Annotated in this window: 26 protein-coding genes; 14 read left to right on the top strand and 12 right to left on the bottom strand. The window is 37.9% G+C overall.

Annotation, left to right across the window (positions count from 1 at the left end; genetic code table 11):
• Positions 1-38 precede the first annotated feature (38 nt).
• On the top strand, positions 39-950 hold the full coding sequence (locus J9537_RS09430; RefSeq protein ID WP_218255925.1) for an AraC family transcriptional regulator: 912 nt from the start codon (positions 39-41) through the stop codon (positions 948-950).
• Between the two features lie 48 nt (positions 951-998).
• Here the strand turns inward: J9537_RS09430 and J9537_RS09425 are convergent, their stop codons facing one another.
• Complete coding sequence (locus J9537_RS09425) at positions 999-1,382, bottom strand: hypothetical protein (protein WP_010746084.1); 384 nt, start codon at positions 1,380-1,382, stop codon at positions 999-1,001.
• Positions 1,383-1,729: 347 nt separating this feature from the next.
• On the opposite strand from J9537_RS09425, the gene J9537_RS09420 reads away from it, so the two are divergent.
• Complete coding sequence (locus J9537_RS09420; RefSeq protein WP_218255923.1) at positions 1,730-2,896, top strand: pyridoxal phosphate-dependent aminotransferase; 1,167 nt, start codon at positions 1,730-1,732, stop codon at positions 2,894-2,896.
• 42 nt (positions 2,897-2,938) lie between these two features.
• On the opposite strand, the gene J9537_RS09415 is transcribed toward J9537_RS09420, so the two are convergent.
• Positions 2,939-3,139: a DUF4649 family protein gene (locus tag J9537_RS09415; protein WP_218255922.1), complete on the bottom strand. Its 201-nt coding sequence runs from the start codon at positions 3,137-3,139 to the stop codon at positions 2,939-2,941.
• Between the two features lie 238 nt (positions 3,140-3,377).
• Between J9537_RS09415 and J9537_RS09410 the strand changes: the two genes are divergently transcribed.
• Positions 3,378-4,250, top strand: coding sequence for a phosphate ABC transporter substrate-binding protein PstS family protein (locus tag J9537_RS09410; protein WP_218257360.1), 873 nt, complete (start codon positions 3,378-3,380; stop codon positions 4,248-4,250).
• Between the two features lie 167 nt (positions 4,251-4,417).
• Here the strand turns inward: J9537_RS09410 and J9537_RS09405 are convergent, their stop codons facing one another.
• From J9537_RS09405 to J9537_RS09395, 3 genes are all read right to left on the bottom strand, one after another.
• Positions 4,418-5,887 carry an IS1182 family transposase gene (locus tag J9537_RS09405; protein ID WP_218255920.1) on the bottom strand — a complete coding sequence of 490 codons (1,470 nt, stop codon included), beginning with the start codon at positions 5,885-5,887 and terminating at the stop codon, positions 4,418-4,420.
• A gap of 155 nt (positions 5,888-6,042) precedes the next feature.
• The gene (locus tag J9537_RS09400; RefSeq protein ID WP_218255919.1) at positions 6,043-7,776 is read right to left on the bottom strand and encodes a sensor histidine kinase; all 1,734 of its coding nucleotides are present in this window, start codon (positions 7,774-7,776) and stop codon (positions 6,043-6,045) included.
• Complete coding sequence (locus J9537_RS09395; RefSeq protein WP_218255917.1) at positions 7,773-8,468, bottom strand: response regulator transcription factor; 696 nt, start codon at positions 8,466-8,468, stop codon at positions 7,773-7,775. Before J9537_RS09395 ends, J9537_RS09400 begins: the two co-directional genes overlap by 4 nt.
• Before the next feature lie 121 nt (positions 8,469-8,589).
• Here J9537_RS09395 and J9537_RS09390 point away from each other — a divergent pair, with 121 nt between their 5' ends.
• The 3 genes from J9537_RS09390 to ffh all read left to right on the top strand — a co-directional run bounded on the left by J9537_RS09390 (position 8,590) and on the right by ffh (position 10,941).
• A complete protein-coding gene (locus tag J9537_RS09390) occupies positions 8,590-9,051 on the top strand; it encodes a 2-thiouracil desulfurase family protein (RefSeq protein ID WP_218255916.1) in 462 nt (153 codons plus the stop codon).
• Positions 9,051-9,389 (top strand): putative DNA-binding protein, encoded by a 339-nt coding sequence (locus J9537_RS09385; RefSeq protein ID WP_010746091.1) that lies wholly within the window; start codon positions 9,051-9,053, stop codon positions 9,387-9,389. The genes J9537_RS09390 and J9537_RS09385 overlap by 1 nt, the downstream gene beginning before the upstream one ends.
• A gap of 136 nt (positions 9,390-9,525) precedes the next feature.
• Positions 9,526-10,941, top strand: a complete 1,416-nt coding sequence (gene ffh / locus J9537_RS09380) for a signal recognition particle protein (RefSeq protein WP_010746092.1) — start codon at positions 9,526-9,528, stop codon at positions 10,939-10,941.
• A gap of 43 nt (positions 10,942-10,984) precedes the next feature.
• Here ffh and J9537_RS09375 read toward each other — a convergent pair whose 3' ends face one another.
• Genes J9537_RS09375 through J9537_RS09360 form a run of 4 tightly spaced genes read right to left on the bottom strand, consistent with a single transcriptional unit; the run spans position 10,985 to position 14,061 of the window.
• Complete coding sequence (locus tag J9537_RS09375; protein WP_218255914.1) at positions 10,985-11,590, bottom strand: VanZ family protein; 606 nt, start codon at positions 11,588-11,590, stop codon at positions 10,985-10,987.
• 4 nt (positions 11,591-11,594) lie between these two features.
• On the bottom strand, positions 11,595-12,797 hold the full coding sequence (locus tag J9537_RS09370) for an ABC transporter permease (RefSeq protein WP_218255912.1): 1,203 nt from the start codon (positions 12,795-12,797) through the stop codon (positions 11,595-11,597).
• Positions 12,794-13,678 carry an ATP-binding cassette domain-containing protein gene (locus J9537_RS09365; protein WP_218255910.1) on the bottom strand — a complete coding sequence of 295 codons (885 nt, stop codon included), beginning with the start codon at positions 13,676-13,678 and terminating at the stop codon, positions 12,794-12,796. The genes J9537_RS09370 and J9537_RS09365 overlap by 4 nt, the downstream gene beginning before the upstream one ends.
• Positions 13,675-14,061, bottom strand: a complete 387-nt coding sequence (locus J9537_RS09360) for a GntR family transcriptional regulator (RefSeq protein ID WP_218255908.1) — start codon at positions 14,059-14,061, stop codon at positions 13,675-13,677. The genes J9537_RS09365 and J9537_RS09360 overlap by 4 nt, the downstream gene beginning before the upstream one ends.
• Positions 14,062-14,202: 141 nt before the next feature.
• Between J9537_RS09360 and J9537_RS09355 the strand changes: the two genes are divergently transcribed.
• Both J9537_RS09355 and J9537_RS09350 read left to right on the top strand, forming a co-directional pair.
• On the top strand, positions 14,203-14,766 hold the full coding sequence (locus tag J9537_RS09355) for a DNA-3-methyladenine glycosylase I (protein WP_218255906.1): 564 nt from the start codon (positions 14,203-14,205) through the stop codon (positions 14,764-14,766).
• A gap of 84 nt (positions 14,767-14,850) precedes the next feature.
• The gene (locus J9537_RS09350) at positions 14,851-15,363 is read left to right on the top strand and encodes a dihydrofolate reductase family protein (RefSeq protein ID WP_218255904.1); all 513 of its coding nucleotides are present in this window, start codon (positions 14,851-14,853) and stop codon (positions 15,361-15,363) included.
• 24 nt (positions 15,364-15,387) lie between these two features.
• Here J9537_RS09350 and J9537_RS09345 read toward each other — a convergent pair whose 3' ends face one another.
• Positions 15,388-16,035, bottom strand: coding sequence for a GNAT family N-acetyltransferase (locus tag J9537_RS09345; RefSeq protein ID WP_218255903.1), 648 nt, complete (start codon positions 16,033-16,035; stop codon positions 15,388-15,390).
• A gap of 128 nt (positions 16,036-16,163) precedes the next feature.
• A complete protein-coding gene (locus tag J9537_RS09340; RefSeq protein ID WP_218255901.1) occupies positions 16,164-16,718 on the bottom strand; it encodes an NADPH-dependent FMN reductase in 555 nt (184 codons plus the stop codon).
• Between the two features lie 191 nt (positions 16,719-16,909).
• Between J9537_RS09340 and rpsP the strand changes: the two genes are divergently transcribed.
• The 6 genes from rpsP (at position 16,910) to rplS (ending at position 20,306) form a co-directional block, all read left to right on the top strand.
• Positions 16,910-17,185 carry a 30S ribosomal protein S16 gene (gene rpsP / locus J9537_RS09335; RefSeq protein WP_010740297.1) on the top strand — a complete coding sequence of 92 codons (276 nt, stop codon included), beginning with the start codon at positions 16,910-16,912 and terminating at the stop codon, positions 17,183-17,185.
• Positions 17,186-17,196: 11 nt separating this feature from the next.
• Positions 17,197-17,442, top strand: a complete 246-nt coding sequence (locus tag J9537_RS09330) for a KH domain-containing protein (protein ID WP_010746101.1) — start codon at positions 17,197-17,199, stop codon at positions 17,440-17,442.
• 78 nt (positions 17,443-17,520) lie between these two features.
• Positions 17,521-18,369: a membrane lipoprotein lipid attachment site-containing protein gene (locus J9537_RS09325; RefSeq protein WP_218255900.1), complete on the top strand. Its 849-nt coding sequence runs from the start codon at positions 17,521-17,523 to the stop codon at positions 18,367-18,369.
• A gap of 22 nt (positions 18,370-18,391) precedes the next feature.
• Positions 18,392-18,916 carry a ribosome maturation factor RimM gene (gene rimM / locus J9537_RS09320; RefSeq protein ID WP_218255898.1) on the top strand — a complete coding sequence of 175 codons (525 nt, stop codon included), beginning with the start codon at positions 18,392-18,394 and terminating at the stop codon, positions 18,914-18,916.
• Positions 18,906-19,643 carry a tRNA (guanosine(37)-N1)-methyltransferase TrmD gene (gene trmD / locus J9537_RS09315; protein WP_218255897.1) on the top strand — a complete coding sequence of 246 codons (738 nt, stop codon included), beginning with the start codon at positions 18,906-18,908 and terminating at the stop codon, positions 19,641-19,643. The genes rimM and trmD overlap by 11 nt, the downstream gene beginning before the upstream one ends.
• A gap of 315 nt (positions 19,644-19,958) precedes the next feature.
• Positions 19,959-20,306, top strand: a complete 348-nt coding sequence (gene rplS, locus J9537_RS09310) for a 50S ribosomal protein L19 (protein WP_010746105.1) — start codon at positions 19,959-19,961, stop codon at positions 20,304-20,306.
• 106 nt (positions 20,307-20,412) lie between these two features.
• Here the strand turns inward: rplS and J9537_RS09305 are convergent, their stop codons facing one another.
• Positions 20,413-21,018, bottom strand: coding sequence for a DUF1349 domain-containing protein (locus J9537_RS09305; protein WP_218255895.1), 606 nt, complete (start codon positions 21,016-21,018; stop codon positions 20,413-20,415).
• Positions 21,019-21,176: the final 158 nt, after the last annotated feature.

Here is a 21,176-nt window from a genome sequence, read left to right as displayed (position 1 = left end):
CTTATGCTAAGCTTTTCTCATAAGGGAGAGTGAATAGGATGCACGCGTGGGAAGCCATTCAGCAATCAGTGGACTATATTGAAGAGAATATCAAGGAAGTATTATCAATAGAAGAATTAGCGAACGTTTCTTATTTATCCATGTATTATTTCCAAAAATTATTCAGTCGTCTAGTTGGGAAGACAGTAAAGGAGTATATAAAGGCTAGAAGAGTTGCAAATGCGAAACCTTTATTGAAAGCAACGAATCTAAGGATTGCGGATATTGCTCTAGAATATGGGTTCAACAGCCATGAAAGTTTTACGAAAGCTTTTAAAGAAATTTATTGTATAACACCTAAAGCTTATAGAAGAAATAATCTGTTACTGACGGATTTTTTGAAACCAGATCTATCGATCTACTACACGATGGTCGATGAAGATGTGCCACTGATGGTGGATGATATGGTGTTAGAAATAAATCAACGTGTATTAAATGAAACAGAATACTATACGGGTGTCTTAAAAAAAATCGATTCAAAAGAAATGAATACGGTTGGTGTAAACACCTTGATCGAGCTATGGGATGCGTTTCACGAAAAAAAGGAAGGAATTCCCAATTTATTTGCAGAGGGACTATACATCGATTATTTTTCGACGGATGCTATTCCTGGAAAAGTACAGTATTTTGTAGGAGCTAGCTCTGATAATAGCCCAGTAAATGGATTTAATCAACTGAGTGTTGAACCGGGGAAATATTATGTTTGTACATTCGAAGCTGAAAGTTTTGACTATTTAGTTGAGGATGCATTGTATAAGGCGAACCATTACTTCTTTGAAACATGGCTAAAAAGGCATGGAATCGGTAAGGAAGACATGGAGCCTTTTTTGATCCAAAAGTATGTGAATGTCACAGATGAACCCAAAATCGAAATATGGATCAAGCCAACAAAAGAGCTTGTCAAAGGTTAAGAGAAAAAAGCTTCAGTTCCTTACGGATCAGAAGCTTTTTACATACTCTTAATTCTTTTTTTCTTTATTGACAGAAAGAACAGTTTCTTTATGTAACGTATATCCCCAAAATATGCCTGTCAGTTGTGTCATTAGAAAAAGCACAATTAGTGGAATCGCCGCAAAATACGGAGAAGAAGAGTGGTACAAACTAACTAAAGGACTTTTAAAGCTTATTAATGCGCAACTTAGTAGTATATTAAGGATATTTCCAGCTATTAATAAAGAAAGTTGTTGACTGGCTTTGGCATAATACCCGAGGATGACAGTAAGTACTAAAAAGAAAAAAATTCCCACGATTGAATCAAATAAATAATCTATCGCTAGAGAGAGATGAACGTACGGAATCAAATAGAAAATGAATGGTAATTGCATGATTCTTTTTTTGACCATCAAATAGCCCTCCTTAAAACGTTCTCTACGGTTATTTTATGACTCATAAATGGTCAATTCAACATAAAACTCTGAAATACTAATAATAATGAAAGTTCTTTTATACTGTTATCAACAAATAATCACCTGTTTAATTTCAAATTTTTTCTTATTGATTCTTTTTTCAATTCTAAAAAAAGAATAGCGGCTTAACCTGAATTTTTATAAAGGGGCCTCCGAAAGTAAAAATTATCGTTGTAATAAGCAAGAAAATTTTCAAATCATTGCTGTAAAGCAGATAAAAGTGAACTTTTTTTTCTTTACTATCTGAGAGATTGTGATAATATGATTAGAAATGGAGGGGTTATATGAATAAATTGCAAGATCGATTTAACAAAAATGTCTATGAAATCGCCGTCTCATTGATTCGTCAATTTGATGAAAAAGTCTCGGGAATTCCTAATATGCTAAAGTTGACATTAGGCGAGCCGGATTTTAATACCCCCGAGCATGTGAAAGAAGCAGGGCAGCAAGCAATTAGGGATAATTTTAGTCACTATACAGGGATGTCCGGGTTGATGGATGTCCGAGAAGCGGCGAGTCGTTTTTTATCAGAGAAATATACAGTCAATTATGATCCAACAACTGAGGTTTTAGTGACAGTCGGAGCAACTGAGGCGTTGTCGGCGAGTTTGCTATCAATTTTAGAAGCGGGAGACAAGGTTTTGCTTCCGGCGCCGACCTATCCAGGGTATGAGCCATTAATTTTATTGGCAGGAGCGGAGCCTGTTTATATTGATACACGAGAGACTGGGTTTGTTTTAACTCCTGAACAGATTGACCAGGCGATGGCAGAGCATGGTGATAAGGTGAAAGCGATCATTATCACCTCACCATCCAATCCAACAGGTGTTGCCTACAATGAAGCAGAAGTTTCAGCGTTAAGTGAAACTTTAAAAAAATATCCGGTTTTTGTAATCAGTGATGAAATTTATAGTGAATTGAATTATGAAACAAAGCATGTTTCCTTTGGAAAATATTTAAGAGAACAAACGATTTTGATTAATGGACTATCAAAATCTCATGCGATGACGGGTTGGCGGATTGGCTTTATTTTTGCACCGGTTGAGTTAACCGAGCAGATTATAAAAGTTCATCAATATTTAGTAACAGCAGCTTCCACGATTTCACAAAAAGCTGCGGTCCGTGCATTAGTACAAGGAATATCAGATGCAGAGATAATGAGAGAAGAATATCGTGAGCGTCGGGATTATGTTTATCAAGCGATGACGAAACTAGGGTTTGATGTCGCACGTCCTTCTGGGGCGTTTTATATCTTTGCCAAAATCCCAGCGAATTTAGAACAGGAGTCAATGGCCTTTTGTGTTGATTTAGCTGAAAAAAATCAATTAGCAATTATTCCAGGAATTGCCTTTGGACCTGAAGGGGAAGGCTATGTTCGAATCAGTTATGCGGCTTCCATGGAGAATTTGGTTGAAGCAATGAATCGTTTGGCAGCCTATGTAGGAAAATAAAAAGAAACGATCAAATCAATTTTTCGATTTGATCGTTTCTTTTTATTTGTTTAAGTAGTTAAAGAGTCCGCTGATTGTTTTGTCGGTTAAATCAATTTCTTTACCCTCCACTGTTGCTTTTACAACATGGTAATAATCAGGTAAATCGGGAACCTCTTTCAATTGAGCTGCTACGAAATCATTGGCATTCGTATAAGTTTTTTCTTTTTGTGATCCGTTTAATTCATAAGTAATGACTAACATTGCTATTCGCTTCTCTCATTAATAATTTTCATTGCAGGATTATTATATACTGAAACTAATAAAAAGTAAGCTAATATGCCTTTACCAAATATTTACAGTACTTTACGGATCGTTTACATGCAATCAATAAGATATTTACTTTCTATTGTTAAAGTAACCATGTACTAAAAATAAGAGAGAGTCAAAAGGTTCATTGAGTCTCTTTAAAATGCATTATTTATTATAAGGAGTGTACATGATGAAGAAAATTATTTTAGCATTAGCATTTTCAGGAATTATCTTAGCTGGCTGCGGCAGTGGGAATGCGACAAAAGATTCAAGTTCTGCGAAAGAGGAAACAACGAAAATTACAGCGGTAGGTTCAACAGCATTACAACCCTTAGTTGACGCTGCACAAGAAAGCTATACACAGAATCATCCAACTGTTCAAATCTCTGTTCAAGGCGGAGGAAGCGGAACGGGCTTGAGTCAGGTGGAAAGCGGAGCAGTAGAAATCGGTAATTCAGATGTGTTTGCTGAAGAAAAAGATGGTGTAGACGCTAGTAAATTAGTTGATCATAAAGTAGCTGTTGTGGGCTTTGTTCCAGTAGTAAATAAAGATGTGGGTGTAAAAGATGTTACAAAACAGCAATTGATTGATATTTTTACAGGGAAAATCAAAAATTGGAAAGAACTTGGTGGAAAAGATGAAGCCATTCAAGTCGTAAACCGTGCATCAGGAAGCGGAACTCGAGCTACTTTTGAAAAATGGGGCCTAGATGGCAAAGAACCAATTCAGTCACAAGAACAGGATTCATCAGGAACAGTGAAAAAAATTGTGGCACAAACACCTGGTGCAATCAGCTACCTTGCACTATCTTACGTGGATGATAGTTTACAGCCCTTAGAATTAGATGGTGTAACAGCTAATGATAAAAATATTACAACGAATAAATGGCCAATTTGGTCTTATGAACATATGTATACAAATGGAAAACCGGAAAAAGCATTGGCCGATTTCTTGAAGTATATGACAAGTGATGAAATTCAAGCTGGTCCTGTTAAAGAGTTGGGTTACTTGCCTATTACCTCAATGAAGGTGGAACGCGCAGCAGATGGAACGGTTAAGTAATGCTGAGAATATTTTTACCGTCTAAGTGGAAGAAATATGGATATTAAAAAGGACCGTCGTTTGCTTGGAGCCACTGATAAAGTACCCTAGTTTCTACAAAAACTCAGATTAATGAACGGAAAAAGCCCGATGATCAGCCTACAAAGTTGATCATCGGGCGTTCTTTATTATTTTTCTTCCGCTTTTTCATCAATCAGCTTAACGATTCGTTTTAAATTAGTGACAAAGAGCGTACTGGCTCCTTGAAGCATCATGCCCTCAATGTCTTTAGACCAGGAAACATTGTAGCCATGTCTGTTTTTGATTTCACTATTCTTTCCTTCAATCATATAACGCATACGGTAACGTTTTTGGAACGCTTCCGTTTCCTGAAATGTCTGTTGGTCGCTATGTGCTTGGGATTGAATCGTCACACTGTACGTTTTACTTTTTGCCCCTTCTTTATAACAGTCCTCATTCAATGGACAAGCTTGGCACTTTTTTACATCAAAATAGAAGGTCAATCGTTGGTTTTCTCCTTGATTTTTCTTTCCTTGAACAGCTTTTCGAAAGGCCAATTGTCCATTGGGACAGACGTACATTCCAGCGTCCTTATTATATTCCCACTCCTGTTCGGGATCTCGTGTGCCATTTGAAATCACTGGATGAAGTTTTGAATAAAGTTTAATTTTTTCTTCTGCTGTAAAAAGTAAGTTGGCTTTTCCTGAATACGCTGTATCACCGATAACTTCCTTCACATCAATTCCGTTCGCACGTGATTTTTCAACTAATTCTTTTAAATATGGGCCGTCTCCAACATCCCCACCAGTCACACTTGCGGCTGCGATAATTCGTTCTTCGGTGATAGCCAGATGGGTTTTATAGCCGAAAAATTCTGTTTCTGCGGTTTTATGTCCAACCTTTGCGGACGTATCGTGAGAATAGACTTCATATTCTTGGCAATCTTCAACCGTTTCTTTTAACTGATTGACTGACTCCGCGACTGCAGGTATGACGGACCATTCTGGATGTTCCTCAATTGCTTTTAAGAGCGTCTTTACATAGTCTTTTTCTGCTTGGTACTCGTTTTTTTGATTTTTTTCAGGCATGATCTGTTTCGCTTCAGGTTTTACTGTATAAATCGCTTTGCGCACCTTTTTTGAATAAGAACGTAAGAGCTCTATTGCGGATTTTTTATTAAATCTAGAAGCGGTATGTGTGGCATCTACGATAATTCCTTTGCTTTTGATAATCTCTTTTTCGATCGCGAGCTGAACGGTTTTGTTCAATAAGAGATCTAGTAAATTTGAATCGTTCAAGCGTTGTCGTCTGAATTTCGTCAGTAGACTTGGATCAATGACCTCGTCTTCTGGAGCTAAGCCAAGAAAATATTTGTAGGCCATGTCTGTTTTACTGCGAGCAACGAGATCCACATCAGACGCGGGAAACATCGCTTTTAACATCAAATATTTGAATAACTTAATCGGATCATAGGCATTGCGACCATCGTTTAAACAATATTTATTTTCTAGTTCCTCGTAAACAAAAGAAAAGTCAACTAACTCATTGAACCGACGCAAAATATGATCGGCTGGGATGAGTAAATCATAAAGATCACTATATGGACTAAGTTTGGTTTGAACCATTTGTTTAAGCATGAAATCGCCCCCTAGATACTTCTAATTATAAAGATATCTGGACAACGAATCACTATCTAAAAGAAAAAATTGTCGAAAGAAAATGCCTGCATTCTCTTTCGACAATTTTTGTTATTGAACTTTATCAGTGGCTCCGGATAAGCCGCGATCCCTTTTTAATTTGGCAATTTGACAGTAAAAGTAGAGCCAAGCTTTGGATGACTCTCTACTTCGACAGTACCGCCCAAAATTTCAGTGTACTCCTTAACGATAGCAAGTCCTAATCCAGTTCCACCTGAATGACGAGCACGTGCTTTATCGACACGATAAAAGCGTTCAAAGATCCGTTTTTGATCGTCCTTTGACATTCCAATGCCGTGATCGGTAACGGTGATTTCTAACTGACTTGTCAGACGATAACGTATTTCGATCTGACTTTCCTCAGGTGAATACTGAATAGCATTCTCTAGAAGATTTTTTATGATTGGCTGGAAGAAGGTCAATCGAGTTTGATAGAAGCAATTCTCAGCGCCATCTATGGATACAGTAATGTGCTTCGTCTTGAGTAGATGGCTATATAAGTCTATTTGCTGTTGCAAGAAATAATTGAGTTCGATTGTTTGGCGGTCTTCCGCTAAATCATCGCTATCTTTTGACAGCTCAATGATATCTTGGATCAATCGCTGCAAACGTTTCGCATCCTTTTGCATGATCGTCAAAAATTCATCGGTTAATTCAGGATCATCTTTGGCACCATCTAATAAAGTTTCTGTAAAGCCTAATAGCGATGTTACAGGTGTCTTCAATTCGTGTGAGACATTACCAACGAAATCGCGTTGAATTTTTTCTAGACGCCGCACATGAGTCAAATCATAAACAGTCCCCATGATTTGATCCCCTTTGATTTCATTTTCGATATAACGTAAACGAATATCTAAATTCATGGAACTTGGAAGCTTCGTTGAAATTTCTTGGTGCACTTGATTTTTATCAACTAGAACTTGTTGAATTAATTGGATAAACTTATTGTCTTCAATGACCTGCCAATAATAGTGCTGACTGGCACCCCCAATATGCAGGAGCTCCTCCATCGCTGGATTGATCATGATAAAGCGGCCTTCAGTATCAATAATGAAGACACCAATCGTCAATTCATGGAAGAGGGTCGAAAACTGCTCCTCCGTGGAGGTATATGCGGCATAGGTTTCATTTAATTGCTCACTGATTTGATTCACCGTGAGATAAAGCTCTTGCCATTGGGGCGAGTTTTGCATAACGTAATTACTTTTTTCAGGTTCCTTCAGCATTCGCTGCAGGACCGGCAGGACTGTCTCAATAGGACGATTTCGTTGATAAGTTAAATAGCAGATAATCAAATAAATAAACACGTAAAATAAAAACAAGATAATAAAAATGGTTCGTTGAAAATTCCGAGTTTTCGGTTGAAAGGCGGACGTTCTTTTTGCAACACGCAAAATACCAACGGTTTTATCACCAGAACGAATGGGTTGTGCTGTATAAAGCAGTTCGGTTTTTAAAGTAGTACTATAACGAACGGAAGACCCAACACTATTATTGTTTAGAGTAATTTTTACTTCGGGACGATTTTCACGGCTTCCTGAAAGACTTGGGTCTGAACTATCAAAAATAATTTTTCCTTGAGCATCTAACAATGTAATACGGTCATGAGCTTCCTGAGAAAAAATTTCGATAGCTGATCGGTTTTTTTCTGAGTCCAGCTGTTGTAGGTCTAATCGATGAATAATGAGTTCGCCATTGCTGGTCAAAAATTCTTCCTGTTGCTCCAACAATTCTTTTGTATAAAAATGGTTAGCTAGTTTCCAACTGCCAAAGAAAAGCAAACAAATAAGTAAAAAAGGAATAAGATAATCTAAATGCTTGCGTTTCATTGATTCGGCACCTGAAATTTATAGCCAAAGCCGCGTACAGTTTGCAAATATTGGGGATGCTTAGGGTCCATTTCAATTTTTTCCCGCAGATGAGAGACATGAACATCTACGATCCGACTTTGTCCGGAGAAATCATATTGCCATATTCGATCTAGTAAGGTATCTCGATCTATGACACGTTCTTTGCGCTTCATGAAATAAACGAGAAGTTCAAATTCTTTTGGTGTCAGCTCAATTCTGTCACCGCGAACAGTCACCTGGTAGTTTGATAGGTCGGCCTTAATATCTCCTGCAGTTAAAAATTCATGCTCAACGACTTCTTGACGAGGTTCCACTCTACGAAAGATAGCTTTCATGCGGGCTAGTACTTCTCGAGGAGAAAACGGTTTGGTTAGATAATCGTCTGCTCCAATTTCCAACCCTAAAATTCGATCAATCGCATCGTCTTTAGCAGTGAGCATTAAGATAGGCGTATCAATTTTTTCTTGTCGTAATTTTTTTGCGATGTCCAATCCATCCATCGATGGCAGCATGACATCTAAAATAATGAAATCAAATTTTTCATTCAAGGCCAACTCATAGCCTTCTTTTCCATCCTCAGCAGTAGTGACGGCATACCCTTCTTTTTCTAAATTAAAGCTTAATAACTTTACGATCGAAAGCTCATCGTCTACAACTAATACACGTTTCATATGTGTCTCCTTTTTTAAAAACTTTTCATTTGTGAAAGACTATTTCCATACCTGAATAAATGGTATAATGGGAAGGCAGTTTTGTCACCTATTTTCTATTAATTTGATGGGAGAAATAACGATGTTAGGAATTAGTGCTTGTTTAGGCGGCATTGCTTGTCGTTATGATGGCGGTTCAAATGAAATCGCTGATCTGAAAAGATTAGTGGAAACCGGACAAGCCATCATGGTTTGTCCTGAAGTTTTAGGCGGTCTTTCAACACCACGAAATCCCGCTGAAATACAAGGTGGCGATGGAATGGACGTATGGCGCGGACAGGCGCGAGTTTTCGATACTATGGGCAATGATTTAACTGAGGAATTTAAACAAGGGGCTATCAGGGCGTACGAAGAGTTAAAAAAATTACAGATTACAGCTTTGATTTTAAAGGAAAGAAGCCCATCTTGTGGGAGTGGCTTGATATATGATGGCAGCTTCTCAGGTATGCGAATTAAAGGAATCGGTGTAGCAACCGCTTATTTTAAGCAAAAAGGATTAGCCGTGTACTCCGAAGAAAATTGGCGAGAAATGAGGATGACGTAATGGAGATCGAAAAGACGAATCGCATGAATGCGTTGTTTGAGTTCTATGCAACGCTATTAACAGAAAAGCAAATGAATTATATGGAGTTGTATTACGCAGATGATTTTTCCTTAGGAGAAATTGCAGAGGAATATCAGGTGAGTCGGCAGGCGGTTTATGATAATATCAAAAGAACAGAAAAAATTTTAGAGGATTATGAGCGGAAGTTGCATTTGTTCTCTGATTACATCGTAAGAGAGGAACAACTGGACAAACTTGCACTATATGTAACAGAGCATTATCCTAAAGATGAATTTTTAGCTGAGACAATTATCGGTTTACAGGATTTAGATGAATAGCTCCATCAGCTCTACGTTTTTATTGCTAGATTCAAAATTAGTGACTCTATAGTCTTTTGAATAAAAGGCTTGAAAAAAAATAGAGAATTTGAGTATATTAAATGAAGCAGTTTATTGACAGAAAGGAAAATAAGTCATGGCATTTGAAAGTTTAACGCAGCGGTTACAAGCTGCGATGGGAAAATTACGAAAAAAAGGAAAAATCACGGAATCTGACGTCACTGAAATGATGCGAGAAATTCGTTTGGCCTTATTAGAAGCCGACGTCAATTTACAGGTCGTGAAACAATTTACCAAAGAAGTGCGAACACGTGCATTAGGTGTAGAAGTCATGGAAAGCTTAACACCAGCGCAACAAATTGTAAAAATTGTAGATGAAGAGTTAACAAAGACTCTAGGATCTGAAGCTGTTGGTATTGAAAAATCACCTAAAATTCCAACAGTCATCATGATGGCGGGGTTGCAAGGGGCTGGTAAAACGACCTTTGCTGGAAAACTTGCCAATCAACTGATTAAAAATGAGAAGGCTCGTCCTTTAATGATTGCGGGCGATATTTACCGTCCAGCAGCCATTGACCAATTAAAAGTATTGGGTCAACAATTAAATGTTCCAGTTTTTGATATGGGAACAGAGGTAAGCCCAGTTGAAATCGTACGACAAGGGATGGAACAAGCCCGTGAAAATAAAAACGATTATGTTTTGATTGATACGGCTGGTCGTTTGCATATTGATGAGGCTTTAATGGATGAATTAAAGCAAATCAAAGAAATCGCACAACCAAATGAAATTTTGCTAGTAGTTGATGCCATGACAGGTCAAGATGCCGTTAACGTGGCACAAAGCTTTAATGAACAACTCGGAATTACCGGTGTTGTCATTACTAAATTAGATGGGGATACTCGTGGTGGTGCGGCATTATCAATTCGCGCGGTAACGGGTGCACCAATCAAGTTCATCGGTTCTGGTGAAAAGCTAACCGATTTAGAAGTCTTCCATCCAGATCGAATGTCCAGCCGAATTTTGGGCATGGGTGATATGTTGACTCTGATCGAAAAGGCACAGCAAGATTATGATGAGAAAAAAGCAGAAGAACTTGCTCGCAAGATGAAGGAAAATAGTTTTGATTTTAATGACTTTATCGAGCAGTTGGATCAAGTAATGGGAATGGGCCCCATTGAGGACTTACTAAAAATGATTCCTGGTATGAGTCAAATGCCAGGTATTGAAAATGTTAAAGTGGACCCTAAAGATGTTGAACGAAAAAAAGCGATGGTCTTCTCTATGACTCCAGCTGAACGCGAAAATCCAGATTTGTTAAATCCAAGTCGCCGTCGCCGTATCGCTGCTGGATCTGGAAATTCAGTGGTGGAAGTCAATCGCATGATCAAGCAATTTAAAGAATCACGTAAGATGATGCAACAAATGAGTAAAGGCAGCATGCCTGCTGGGATGGATCAAATGTTTGGTACCGGTATTAAAGGTAAGATGGGTAAAATGGCGATGAATCGCATGGTCAAGAAAAACAAGAAAAAGAAAAAGAAACGCAAATAAACAAAATGGTGCTTGTCTCAAATATTGAGATAAGCACCATTTTTTATAAGAAGAAACGCCAATGATAAAAGAAAAAGACTCCTGACAAACTTAATAAAAGATAAATTTTCGGTTCGTGATTTGGAAATGCTTGGATGCTATTAGGAACCTTGTTGATAATCTTTTTGCTGAGCTGCCAAAAGAGGAAACCAACAAGAGCACCAAGTGTATTCATTAATAAATCATCAATATCTGTTGCACGGCGATTAAAAAGTTGCAGCAACTCGATCATCAACGAAAATTCGAAACCAAGAAAGACGACAGACCAGAGAGTACGATATTGACTCCAAATCAATGGTAACAGGAAGCCAAAAGGGACAAACATGATAATATTAAGAATATTTAATAACCCTACTCCAGATTGGAAGGGCACAAGATTGAGTTCCTCAGGCCTAAAAACCTCTGGATAGCTAAGAAGGTCCTCAAGGGTTCCAACACCAGTAACAGTAATAACTAAATAGAGATAAAATAGGAAGATCCCTCGCCAAATCATCGAAGAAATGAAAATAGTACCTTCCTTGTCCTTCAAGGTAAAGAATTGATAAATGAGACAGGGTAAAAAAACGCAAGTCATAAGGTAAAGTCGAAAGAAGAGATTTAAAACACCCAAGAAATCACTCCGTTTGATGTTGTAGTTTGTTGATAGCAGTACGAATTTCTTTGAAAAAGACGATGAGCAGGCAAATACCTCCAACAATTAAGACAATAGTGCCACTCGTTAGTATCGGTCCACTGATTGAATCCGTTGCATGATCATAAATTCTTCTTTGGATAAAGTAAGACCAAGGGGCAAAGAAATTAATAGTAAGAATAGTCGAGGTAAAAAATGTCATAATCATCCAAATCGGCCATCGGGACTTTCTATACAATAAATAGGTGTTCTCATTTTCCAATGAAAGGGTCTGGAAACTTTTATATGCCCAAAAAAGAAGCATTGAACCCAACAATAAGAAAAGGAGATTCATCCACCAGAAACCGCCCATTTTCCCTACTGAGTAAACAAATAGCGTTTCAGGAAATTGTTTATGCAAAATATTTTTTGATGTGTAAATCATATTTCCTAATCGATAGATAGTAGATGGTACTGAAAGTGTCAACCACCAATAGACGCCCCAAGTCAAAGGCCCAAAAACGATATTTCCAACCATGGCTCCAATAAAAATGCTACTAGAAAAAAGTATGAATAATAGGCAAAAATTACTAATGACGGAAGTAAAAAGCTGCCCCAAAGTAGCATTCATATATGGCTCAGGGATCAGGGTATGAATCAATAAAGCATACAAGGATTGTCCGACTAAAATTGAAAACAAGAATGGTAACGCAACATATAAAAGCTTCTTCTTAAACAAATCTTTTCGTGAGATACCTAAAGAGAAAAGAAATTGATTGAAGCCTATTTTTTGATCGATAAAGAAAAGCAAAAAGCCAGCAAGAGGGACAATAAATAATAAGGCAAATCCTGAAGAGAATCGACCAAAACCTGCGATATAAGGCGTTTTATTTGAATAATTTTCTGCTTTCATTATGGTTTTGATGTCACGTCCTGAATTATCTAAAGGGAAATAATTATAGAAAACAAGAATTGTATCACGATAATTCTTATAAGATTTATAAGGGACATTTGTCATTTTTTCTTCATCATAATAAGTATAGCTATCGCGATCTGCCTCAAATTGAGCTTTGATTTCAGGATCGTTATAAAAGTCCCTCCATTGATTGCTCTGACTGATTGCCGTGAATATGCAGATACCGACGACTAACAAACAAGCTGCAAACAAAACTTTTTTATATCGTTCAAAATATATCGATCGAATCATTTCATGGCCTCCTTTTTATGAGATTTTAGGTTTGCTTCGAAAAGATCTTCTAAAGAAAGCGGTAATTCTTCATAAACCAACGGATCAAACTCTTTGATTGCTTCTTCAAGTTCCTTTGAAAAACGCTCGAAGACGACAGTTACTACACGACCTTGGAAGTCAAGCATTTTAGAATTTTCCTTTACTAGAGCAGGTACTTTTTTCGTCTTGAATACTAATTGAAGTTTTTTTGCCTTTTCACGCATCTCTTCTAATCGATAGTCTTTACTGATTGTTTGATTTTTTAGGAGTAAGACTCGGTCGACTAAGTTTTCTAATTCAGATAAATTATGAGAGGCGATTAATGCGGTTCTCGATTGCTCACCAAGGTGTTCCATCAATAATCCAATCACTTCTTTTTTGACAATTACGTCTAACCCATCAAAAGGCTCGTCTAATAATAAATATTGAGCATTAGAGCAAATAGCAAGAATTACTTGAAATAAAGCCTGTTGACCTTTTGACAACTGACGGTAACTTCGGTTGAAGAGTAATTCGTGCTTTCTAATCAAATCCATAAATAGGACTTGATCAAATTTAGGGTAGGCCAGCTGATAAAACTTCGCTATTTTTTTTATAGAGTAGGTACGAAGGAAGTTCTCTTTTTCATCGATAAAAAAAAGATCTTGTTTGACAGCGGGGTGCTGGAATAGAGATTCTTGATTGATTTGAATATCGCCACTGTCAGGCAAATAGTGTCCAGCAAGTACACGGAACAAGGTGGTCTTACCTGAACCATTTCGACCAACGAGGCCGACAATTTCTTTCTCTGTTAATGTGAACGATATGTCCTTCAAGACAGGCTGTTGATCAATTGTTTTTGTTAAATTTTTGATATTCAAAATGACGGACCTCCAAAATTATTTTCTGCCTCTTTAATCCATTGAAGCAATTCCTCTTGAGAGATTTGTAAGTGGCGCGCTTCAATCACTAATTCATTTAAATCCTTCTTAAGTTCTTGGACGCGAAGTTCATCTCGAGGAATTTCTTCGATCGAACGAACAAACGTACCTTTGCCTTTTACAGTGACTAGAACTTTTTCGTTCTCAAGCACTTTATACGCTTTACTGATGGTATTGGGATTCATTAATAATTGCTTCGCCATTTCTCTAACTGAGGGAATCTTATCTCCTGGTTGTAGAACGCCATGTAAGATATCTTCTTTGATCCCTAGTACCAACTGTTCATAATATGCTCGACTGCTGTTTTTATCGATACGAACCATCTCTTCACCACCTTAAAAGTCGTTTGTGTGTACTAGTATACATAGTACACTTGATTTAAGCAATGACTTTTTCAATATTTCTGATATACTAAAGGGGAGCGTATGTTCGTTTTTTAAAATTGTAATTTAGGAGTGGTGAAGATGTATCGTTGTCAATGGGCTGGGAGTAATGAAAATATGCAAATCTATCATGATACGACTTGGGGTGTTCCAGAGTATGATGATCAGCGACTTTTTCGAAAATTAGTTTTAGATATGAACCAAGCGGGACTGAGTTGGCAGACCATTTTAAATAAGATGGACAATTTTGATCAGGCTTATAAACAGTTCGAGATCGAAAAAGTCGCACAGTTTGATGAAGAGAAAGTTGAAGAATTGATGCAGAACGCAGGAATTATCCGAAATCGTCGAAAAATCGAAGCTGCGATCATCAATGCACAAAAAATCTTAGAGATGCAGGCTGAGGGCTTAAGCTTTTCCGATTACTTGTGGGGCTTTACGGATCATCAGGTGGTGGATAACCACATTCAATCATCTTCAGAAGTGCCAGCTAAAACGGAGTTATCTGATAAAATTGCGAAGGATTTGAAGAAGCGAGGGTTCAAGTTTGTTGGCAGTACGACGATCTATGCTTTTTTGCAGGCTGTTGGAATCGTCAATGATCACGAAATGTCTTGTTTTCGCTATACTGAACTAAGTAAGTAATATTTTCTGATTTGAACATAACTAGGGAAATATTTGTTGTGCTTGGTACGTTTGGTCAGGTAAATAGGAGAAAGAGGCGGGATAATGGCTAGAGCAGTATTTTATGGAGCAATTAGTTTAGATGGGTATTTAGCAGATAAAGAGGATCGATTGGAATGGCTGTACGGGCAAGAAAGTGGGGAGCTTGTTCCCTATGATGCGTTTTATCAAACAATCGATTACACGATAATGGGCAGGCGGACTTATGAAGCAATCAAACGAGATGCTGAGTTAGAAGCAATTTATCCGGAGAAGAAAAACTTTCTGTTCACTCACTCAACGATTCAAGTAGATGACACGATGCAATTAATTAACGAAGATCCTGTGGAGTTTATAAAGGAGCTGCCTGCAGACAAAACTGTTTGGATAGTAGGTGGAGGCTCTTTATTAAAACCAGTAATAGAGGCGGGAATAATTGAAGAATGGTGGATTCAAATCGTACCGATTTTGTTAGGTGAGGGTGTTCCTTTATTTTTACCCCAATCAAATCAACAAAAGCTTCAACTACTAGAAACAGAGCAATTCGGGCAATTTGCGCAACTACATTTAAAAAAATAAAAAAAAGCCAGATTTCTGGCTTTTTTAATACTCATTTTCATCAATTTCGCTTGCTGCAGCTTCAAATTTTGCCTGACAAGGCAAAACTTTTTTTTCTTTGTTTGGAAATGTCTTATCAAATGCTGCTAAACCTTCAGGATTTGGATATAAACCTGAAGAAAAGATAATTTTACCATGGACATTATCTAAAGCGCCTTCTTTCAAGGGCAACGCCATAATTCCTGTATAAAATTTACCATCAGGCATTGAAATGTTGTATTTTTTTGTACCAATAAAGCCATAAGGATGATAGTGATAAGGGAATCCACCAAGTACAATCGCATCATAGCCCAAACGTTTTGCTTCAGCGATCGAATGTTCAATCAGCATTTTACCATAACCTTGTCTATGATAGTCAGGTTTGATACTAACAGGCCCAAAAGAAATAAGGGGATATTCTGTTCCTTCGGGAGAGACGACTCTGGCATGGCTGTAAAAAATACTTCCGATTATGTTGCCATCTAGTTCAATGACAAAGGTCAATTCAGGAATAAAATCAGGATGCTTGCGAAGTGAATGCGCAACATAATGTTCTTCCGCGCCTGGAAGGTATAGATTCCAAAATGCATCACGAGTGATTTCTTCAACAATACGATAATCTTTTTCTTCTTCGAGTCTAATATTTACAGTCAACTAATTTCCTCCAATTTTTTTAATAAATAAAGTATAGCACAGGCAGAATTAAGTGAAGGGAAGAAATAATAAAAAGACTGTAGAATGTCTTAAATTGTCAGGCATCTCTACAGTCTCTGTCGTTAAAATTATTTAGTTAATTTATTGAAAAACTCAATATATTTGTCAGTGATCATCTTGAAGAAGTCAACAGTACCGTCAGCAATATGTCCGTCGTTATCAACTAAGTTCATGATGCCGCCAATATAGGCCTCAGGTTGTTGCAAAGTAGGTACATCTAAGAAAACTAATGATTGACGTAAAGCGTGGTTTGCACCAAAACCGCCAGGGCCACCAGGTGATACCGTCACAACTAAACCAGGTTTACCACCCCAAACGCTGCTGCCCATTGGACGAGAACCAACGTCCAATGCATTTTTCAATGCAGCCGGAATGGAACGATTATATTCAGGTGTTACAAAGAATAATCCGTCTACTTCATTAACGTCGTTTCTTAAACGTGTCCACGCTTCAGGAACAGAGCCTTCCACTTCAAGATCTTCATTATAAAATGGTAGATCACCAATCTCAATAAATTTTGCCTCGAAACCTTCAGGCAATAATTCAGCAAATTGTTTTGCAACGATTTTGTTGTATGAGTCTTTACGAAGACTCCCTACTAAAATACCAATTTTTTTTGTCATAATAATTCCTCCTAAGTCGAAATAACAATACATAAGTTATCCTATGAATGTATCTTACAAAAAATAAGTAAAATGTGCAAAGGATATGCTTTGAAAGAAAAATAGAGCTGTAAAGAAAAAACTCTTTACAGCTAACTCAAAGCGTGTTAGACTACATCTTGTGATTAATTATATGGAGGTGTAGTTATACAATGGCAGTTAAAATTCGCTTGAAACGTATGGGTTCTAAAAAGAAACCTTTCTACCGTATCGTTGTTGCTGATTCTCGTTCTCCTCGTGATGGACGTTTTATCGAAACTGTGGGTACTTACAATCCTTTGAAAAACCCAGCAGAAGTCGTTTTAAAAGAAGAAGATGTTTTAAACTGGTTACAAAAAGGTGCACAACCTTCTGATACAGTTCGTAACATCCTTTCTAAAGAAGGTATCATGCAAAAACACCACGACGCTAAATTCGCTAAGAAATAAGGTGATCAATTATGCAAGATTTAACTAACCTTGTGTTGACCATTGTCCACCCTTTGGTGACAAAACCTGAAGAAGTGAAATTAGAGATCGAAGAGTCTAAAGATTTCTTAGAGTACAACTTAACGGTTGCACCCGAAGATATCGGTAGAATTATCGGAAAACAAGGCCGAGTGGCAAAAGCGATCCGTACGATCGTCTACAGCGTTCGGACAAATGGCCCGAAAAAAGTTCGGCTTAACATCGTGGATGGTAAATAAAGTAAAGCACTCGAGTCAGTTTGATTCGGGTGTTTTTTCGTTAAAAATACGGTAAACTATGGGTGGAGGTGTTCCATCATGAAAAAATATTTGTTGTTGTTTAGTGCGTTGTTTGTTTTGGCCGCTTGTAATTCAGGAAGTAATGATTCAAAAGATAGTACGACAAAATCGACCACCACGGAGACTGGAAAAAACAGCTCGAAAAAAAGTACATCTACTTCAGAAAAAGCTGATTCAACAAACGACAGCTCAACTAAAAATTCGTCGACTAGTTCAAATACACAAACAAGTTCGACAAAAACCGATTCATCTCACGGCAATCATGCCATGTCAGCATGGGATGAGCTAAAAGCCAATTATCCAAATGACAAATTCCCTGATCCTGCAACCATCAGTGGAGGAAAACAAATCGGTATCGCTGCTTCTGAAGAGCAGGGAACGCTAAAGGTTAATTACTATGCTGTTAATGAGGATACACCATTCAATGATCCTTCTCTTAACGAACAAACACCCGTCGCTCAATTCCAACGTAAAACCGTTGATTCAAAAGAAACTGCTCGAAATGAAGTTGGGCAAACCTATGATCAAAACGGTCAGCAGGTGGATTTAGGTCACCAGATTATCGGCTATCGCAGCGCTGGAGCCGGCTCTAGCTTCATTATGTGGAAAGAAGGCAATTGGAGTTTAGCTGTGCAAGCAAATAATCTTGAGCAAGAAGATCCTATACCATTAGCGAAACAAACGGTTGAATATCTGGAAAGTGCTTTTTTACCTGTTCCAAAGGATGCTGGGCAGATTTCTTTGCGGGTAGCACCAGGCGATTATCAATCAAATCGTGTGGTTTGGCAAGATAATCAAACTGTTTATACCATCATGAATGGGGATTCAATGAGCAGCTTGAAGATGGCTGTCTCAATGGCAAAATAGATGAAAAGAAAGAGGAAGATTCGTGACAAATTATTATAAAGTCGGAAAGATCGTCAATACTCACGGTATTCGTGGAGAAGTACGTGTGATTTCCACTACTGATTTTACGGAGGAACGTTATCAAGTCGGGGAACAGCTTTTCTTGTTTCGTGACAAGCAAGAGGTCCTTCCGCTGAAGATATCAAGTTATCGCAGACATAAAAATTTTGATTTACTGAGCTTTGAAGGCTATGAAAATATCAATCTAGTTGAACCTTTTCGCGATGGAATCCTAAAAATTTCAGAGAAGCAGCTAAGTGAATTAGACGAGCATGAATATTACTATCATGAGATTATTGGGCTGATCGTTGTAGATGAAGATGAAAAAGAAATTGGTAAGATCACGGAGATTTTATCTCCAGGTGCGAATGATGTCTGGGTCGTGAAGCGCAAGGGTCAAAAGGATGCATTGATTCCTTACATTGAATCTGTCGTGAAAGAGATTGATTTAACTGAAGGGGTCGTCCATGTTGAAGTTCCAGAAGGGTTGTTGGACGATGCGAATTGATGTATTGACTCTTTTTCCTAGAATGATTGAAGAGCCATTAGGCCAATCAATTATTGGAAAAGCTGTTGAGAAAGATTTATTGGAAATTAATGTTCATGATTTTCGCCAATACTCAGATAATAAGCATAAACAGGTAGATGACTACCCATATGGTGGAGGAGCTGGAATGCTGCTAAAGGTTCAGCCGATTTTCGAAAACTTGAAAGCAATCGAAGCAGAAACAGGTAATCAAAAAAAACGGGTTATTCTGCTTGACCCAGCTGGGAAACCCTTTAATCAAAAAATGGCAGAGGAATTCTCACAGGAAGAACAACTCGTGTTTATTTGTGGACATTACGAAGGCTATGATGAACGGATTCGCTCATTAGTGACTGATGAGGTGTCGTTAGGGGACTATGTCTTAACTGGCGGTGAGCTGGGCGCAATGGTCATGATCGATGCGACAGTTCGCTTATTACCGGATGTTTTAGGCAATCAGACATCAGCCAAAACGGACTCGCATTCCACTGGTTTGTTAGAACATCCACAATACACGCGTCCCGCAGAATTTGAGGGAATGGGCGTACCTGAAGTTTTAATGAATGGCAATCATCGGTTAATCGAAGAATGGCAATTAAAGGAATCATTGCGCCGTACCTTTTTACGTCGACCAGATATGCTTGAGAAAGTAGAATTGACGTCAGAGATGGAAAAATTCTTAGCAGAGATAAAACAGGAAGAACAATAAACATTCAGAAAGTCCTTAAATAGTTAAGGCTTTCTTTCTTGTTTAGAGGAAAAATAGAAATTTACAAATTGAAAACGACAAGTATCGCTTATAGTAACTATTAGTTGTCCGGTTGCTGTAACCAAAATGTTTTTTCAGTAACAGCTTATCAACACCCACAGCACAATAAAAATAATTTCTTCTGACAAGAATTTTATCTTTACAGATAGATATTCCTCTGTTAGAATGTTCTGGTGAGTGCAAAGCTCATCTATTATACGATGTTCCGCTGGGACGACCGTCCTAAGAATGTTTGGAATAAGGAGAATGATAAAGATGAATCCATTGATTCAAGAACTAACTCAAGAACAATTACGTACTGACATCCCAGCATTCCGCCCTGGGGACACTGTTCGTGTTCACGCGAAAGTTGTCGAAGGAACTCGCGAACGTATCCAGTTATTCGAAGGCGTTGTAATCAAACGTCGTGGAGCTGGTATCAGCGAAACTTACACTGTACGTAAAATCTCTAACGGTGTTGGTGTGGAACGTACTTTCCCACTACACACACCACGTGTTGCTAAAATCGAAGTTGTTCGTTACGGTAAAGTGCGTCGTGCAAAACTTTACTACTTACGTGCATTACACGGAAAAGCAGCTCGTATCAAAGAAATTCGTCGTTAATTTTAAAGATGTCTTTCGAACCCTTGAGAAATCAAGGGTTTTTTATTTACCCAGTTTAAAGAAGAAGGAGCCGAACATTTTTTGTATCAGCTCCTTCTTTTTTAAATTACTCTGTGTCAGGTTGTTGTCCATCATGGGCCAACCATTGACAGTCCAATAACTGTATGTTTGTAAAGACTGCTTTAAAAGAAGAGGCCTCAGGAGAACATGCATAGATTCCAAACTGAATTTTTCCGCCTCCGTTGATCATATGACAAATCCGCATTTGTTGAAATGTGATTCCATCAGTTGAACACTCGATACAATAGTCGCTTTCTCGTCTGCTCAAGCGGTACCACATTGATTTGATTGAGGCATCAATCTCTGTTGTCGCCCAATCTGAAAACCCTTGATTTGTCACGACACTTCCCAAATGCTGATAATCTTCATTCTCGTATTCAATAGAGCCTTTTAACCAGTTTTTACTATCTAGGTACATGACGATGCCACATTGATCAAAACGATGATGACTGTCAGCGAAATCCGTCTTTACGACAAAACTGAAATATTGTTTTTCGGTTGTCATTTGAAATACAGGGGCATTATCATTTTGAAAGTGATAATAAGTATTTTGCCAAAGATCTGTTTGAGGCTTTGTCACAATTTCTATCCTGTCTTCGAAAAGTTGATAGCTTGCCGGAAAACGTGTCCATTGGAAATCTCGTAATTCCATCTATGGTCCTCCTGTAATAGTTATGATATAAAGAGAGTAGCAAAAATTAAACCGATGCGCTACGTTAACATGTATTTAAGCAGTAAATACAATCTAACTTTGCAAACACTCATCTAAATGCTATTCTAATTAAATGAAGAACTGCTTGTGGGGAAGGT

The organism is Enterococcus raffinosus (genome assembly GCF_019175485.1).
In the GTDB taxonomy this organism is placed as follows: domain Bacteria; phylum Bacillota; class Bacilli; order Lactobacillales; family Enterococcaceae; genus Enterococcus_A; species Enterococcus_A raffinosus.
This window is presented reverse-complemented; position numbering and strand designations above follow the sequence as displayed.

Excerpts from the sequence above, each read along its gene's own strand:
- J9537_RS09425 (WP_010746084.1), bottom strand. The coding sequence starts at position 1,382 with ATGGTCAAAAAAAGAATCATGCAATTACCATTCATTTTCTATTTGATT.
- J9537_RS09330 (WP_010746101.1), top strand. The coding sequence starts at position 17,197 with ATGCAAGATTTAACTAACCTTGTGTTGACCATTGTCCACCCTTTGGTG.
- J9537_RS09400 (WP_218255919.1), bottom strand. The coding sequence starts at position 7,776 with ATGAAACGCAAGCATTTAGATTATCTTATTCCTTTTTTACTTATTTGT.
- rpsP (WP_010740297.1), top strand. The coding sequence starts at position 16,910 with ATGGCAGTTAAAATTCGCTTGAAACGTATGGGTTCTAAAAAGAAACCT.
- J9537_RS09370 (WP_218255912.1), bottom strand. The coding sequence starts at position 12,797 with ATGATTCGATCGATATATTTTGAACGATATAAAAAAGTTTTGTTTGCA.
- J9537_RS09355 (WP_218255906.1), top strand. The coding sequence starts at position 14,203 with ATGTATCGTTGTCAATGGGCTGGGAGTAATGAAAATATGCAAATCTAT.
- trmD (WP_218255897.1), top strand. The coding sequence starts at position 18,906 with ATGCGAATTGATGTATTGACTCTTTTTCCTAGAATGATTGAAGAGCCA.
- J9537_RS09305 (WP_218255895.1), bottom strand. The coding sequence starts at position 21,018 with ATGGAATTACGAGATTTCCAATGGACACGTTTTCCGGCAAGCTATCAA.
- J9537_RS09420 (WP_218255923.1), top strand. The coding sequence starts at position 1,730 with ATGAATAAATTGCAAGATCGATTTAACAAAAATGTCTATGAAATCGCC.
- J9537_RS09410 (WP_218257360.1), top strand. The coding sequence starts at position 3,378 with ATGAAGAAAATTATTTTAGCATTAGCATTTTCAGGAATTATCTTAGCT.
- J9537_RS09340 (WP_218255901.1), bottom strand. The coding sequence starts at position 16,718 with ATGACAAAAAAAATTGGTATTTTAGTAGGGAGTCTTCGTAAAGACTCA.
- J9537_RS09385 (WP_010746091.1), top strand. The coding sequence starts at position 9,051 with ATGGAGATCGAAAAGACGAATCGCATGAATGCGTTGTTTGAGTTCTAT.
- J9537_RS09430 (WP_218255925.1), top strand. The coding sequence starts at position 39 with ATGCACGCGTGGGAAGCCATTCAGCAATCAGTGGACTATATTGAAGAG.
- rplS (WP_010746105.1), top strand. The coding sequence starts at position 19,959 with ATGAATCCATTGATTCAAGAACTAACTCAAGAACAATTACGTACTGAC.
- ffh (WP_010746092.1), top strand. The coding sequence starts at position 9,526 with ATGGCATTTGAAAGTTTAACGCAGCGGTTACAAGCTGCGATGGGAAAA.
- J9537_RS09325 (WP_218255900.1), top strand. The coding sequence starts at position 17,521 with ATGAAAAAATATTTGTTGTTGTTTAGTGCGTTGTTTGTTTTGGCCGCT.
- J9537_RS09390 (WP_218255916.1), top strand. The coding sequence starts at position 8,590 with ATGTTAGGAATTAGTGCTTGTTTAGGCGGCATTGCTTGTCGTTATGAT.
- J9537_RS09395 (WP_218255917.1), bottom strand. The coding sequence starts at position 8,468 with ATGAAACGTGTATTAGTTGTAGACGATGAGCTTTCGATCGTAAAGTTA.
- J9537_RS09415 (WP_218255922.1), bottom strand. The coding sequence starts at position 3,139 with ATGTTAGTCATTACTTATGAATTAAACGGATCACAAAAAGAAAAAACT.
- J9537_RS09360 (WP_218255908.1), bottom strand. The coding sequence starts at position 14,061 with ATGGTTCGTATCGATAAAAACAGCAGTCGAGCATATTATGAACAGTTG.
- J9537_RS09405 (WP_218255920.1), bottom strand. The coding sequence starts at position 5,887 with ATGCTTAAACAAATGGTTCAAACCAAACTTAGTCCATATAGTGATCTT.
- J9537_RS09350 (WP_218255904.1), top strand. The coding sequence starts at position 14,851 with ATGGCTAGAGCAGTATTTTATGGAGCAATTAGTTTAGATGGGTATTTA.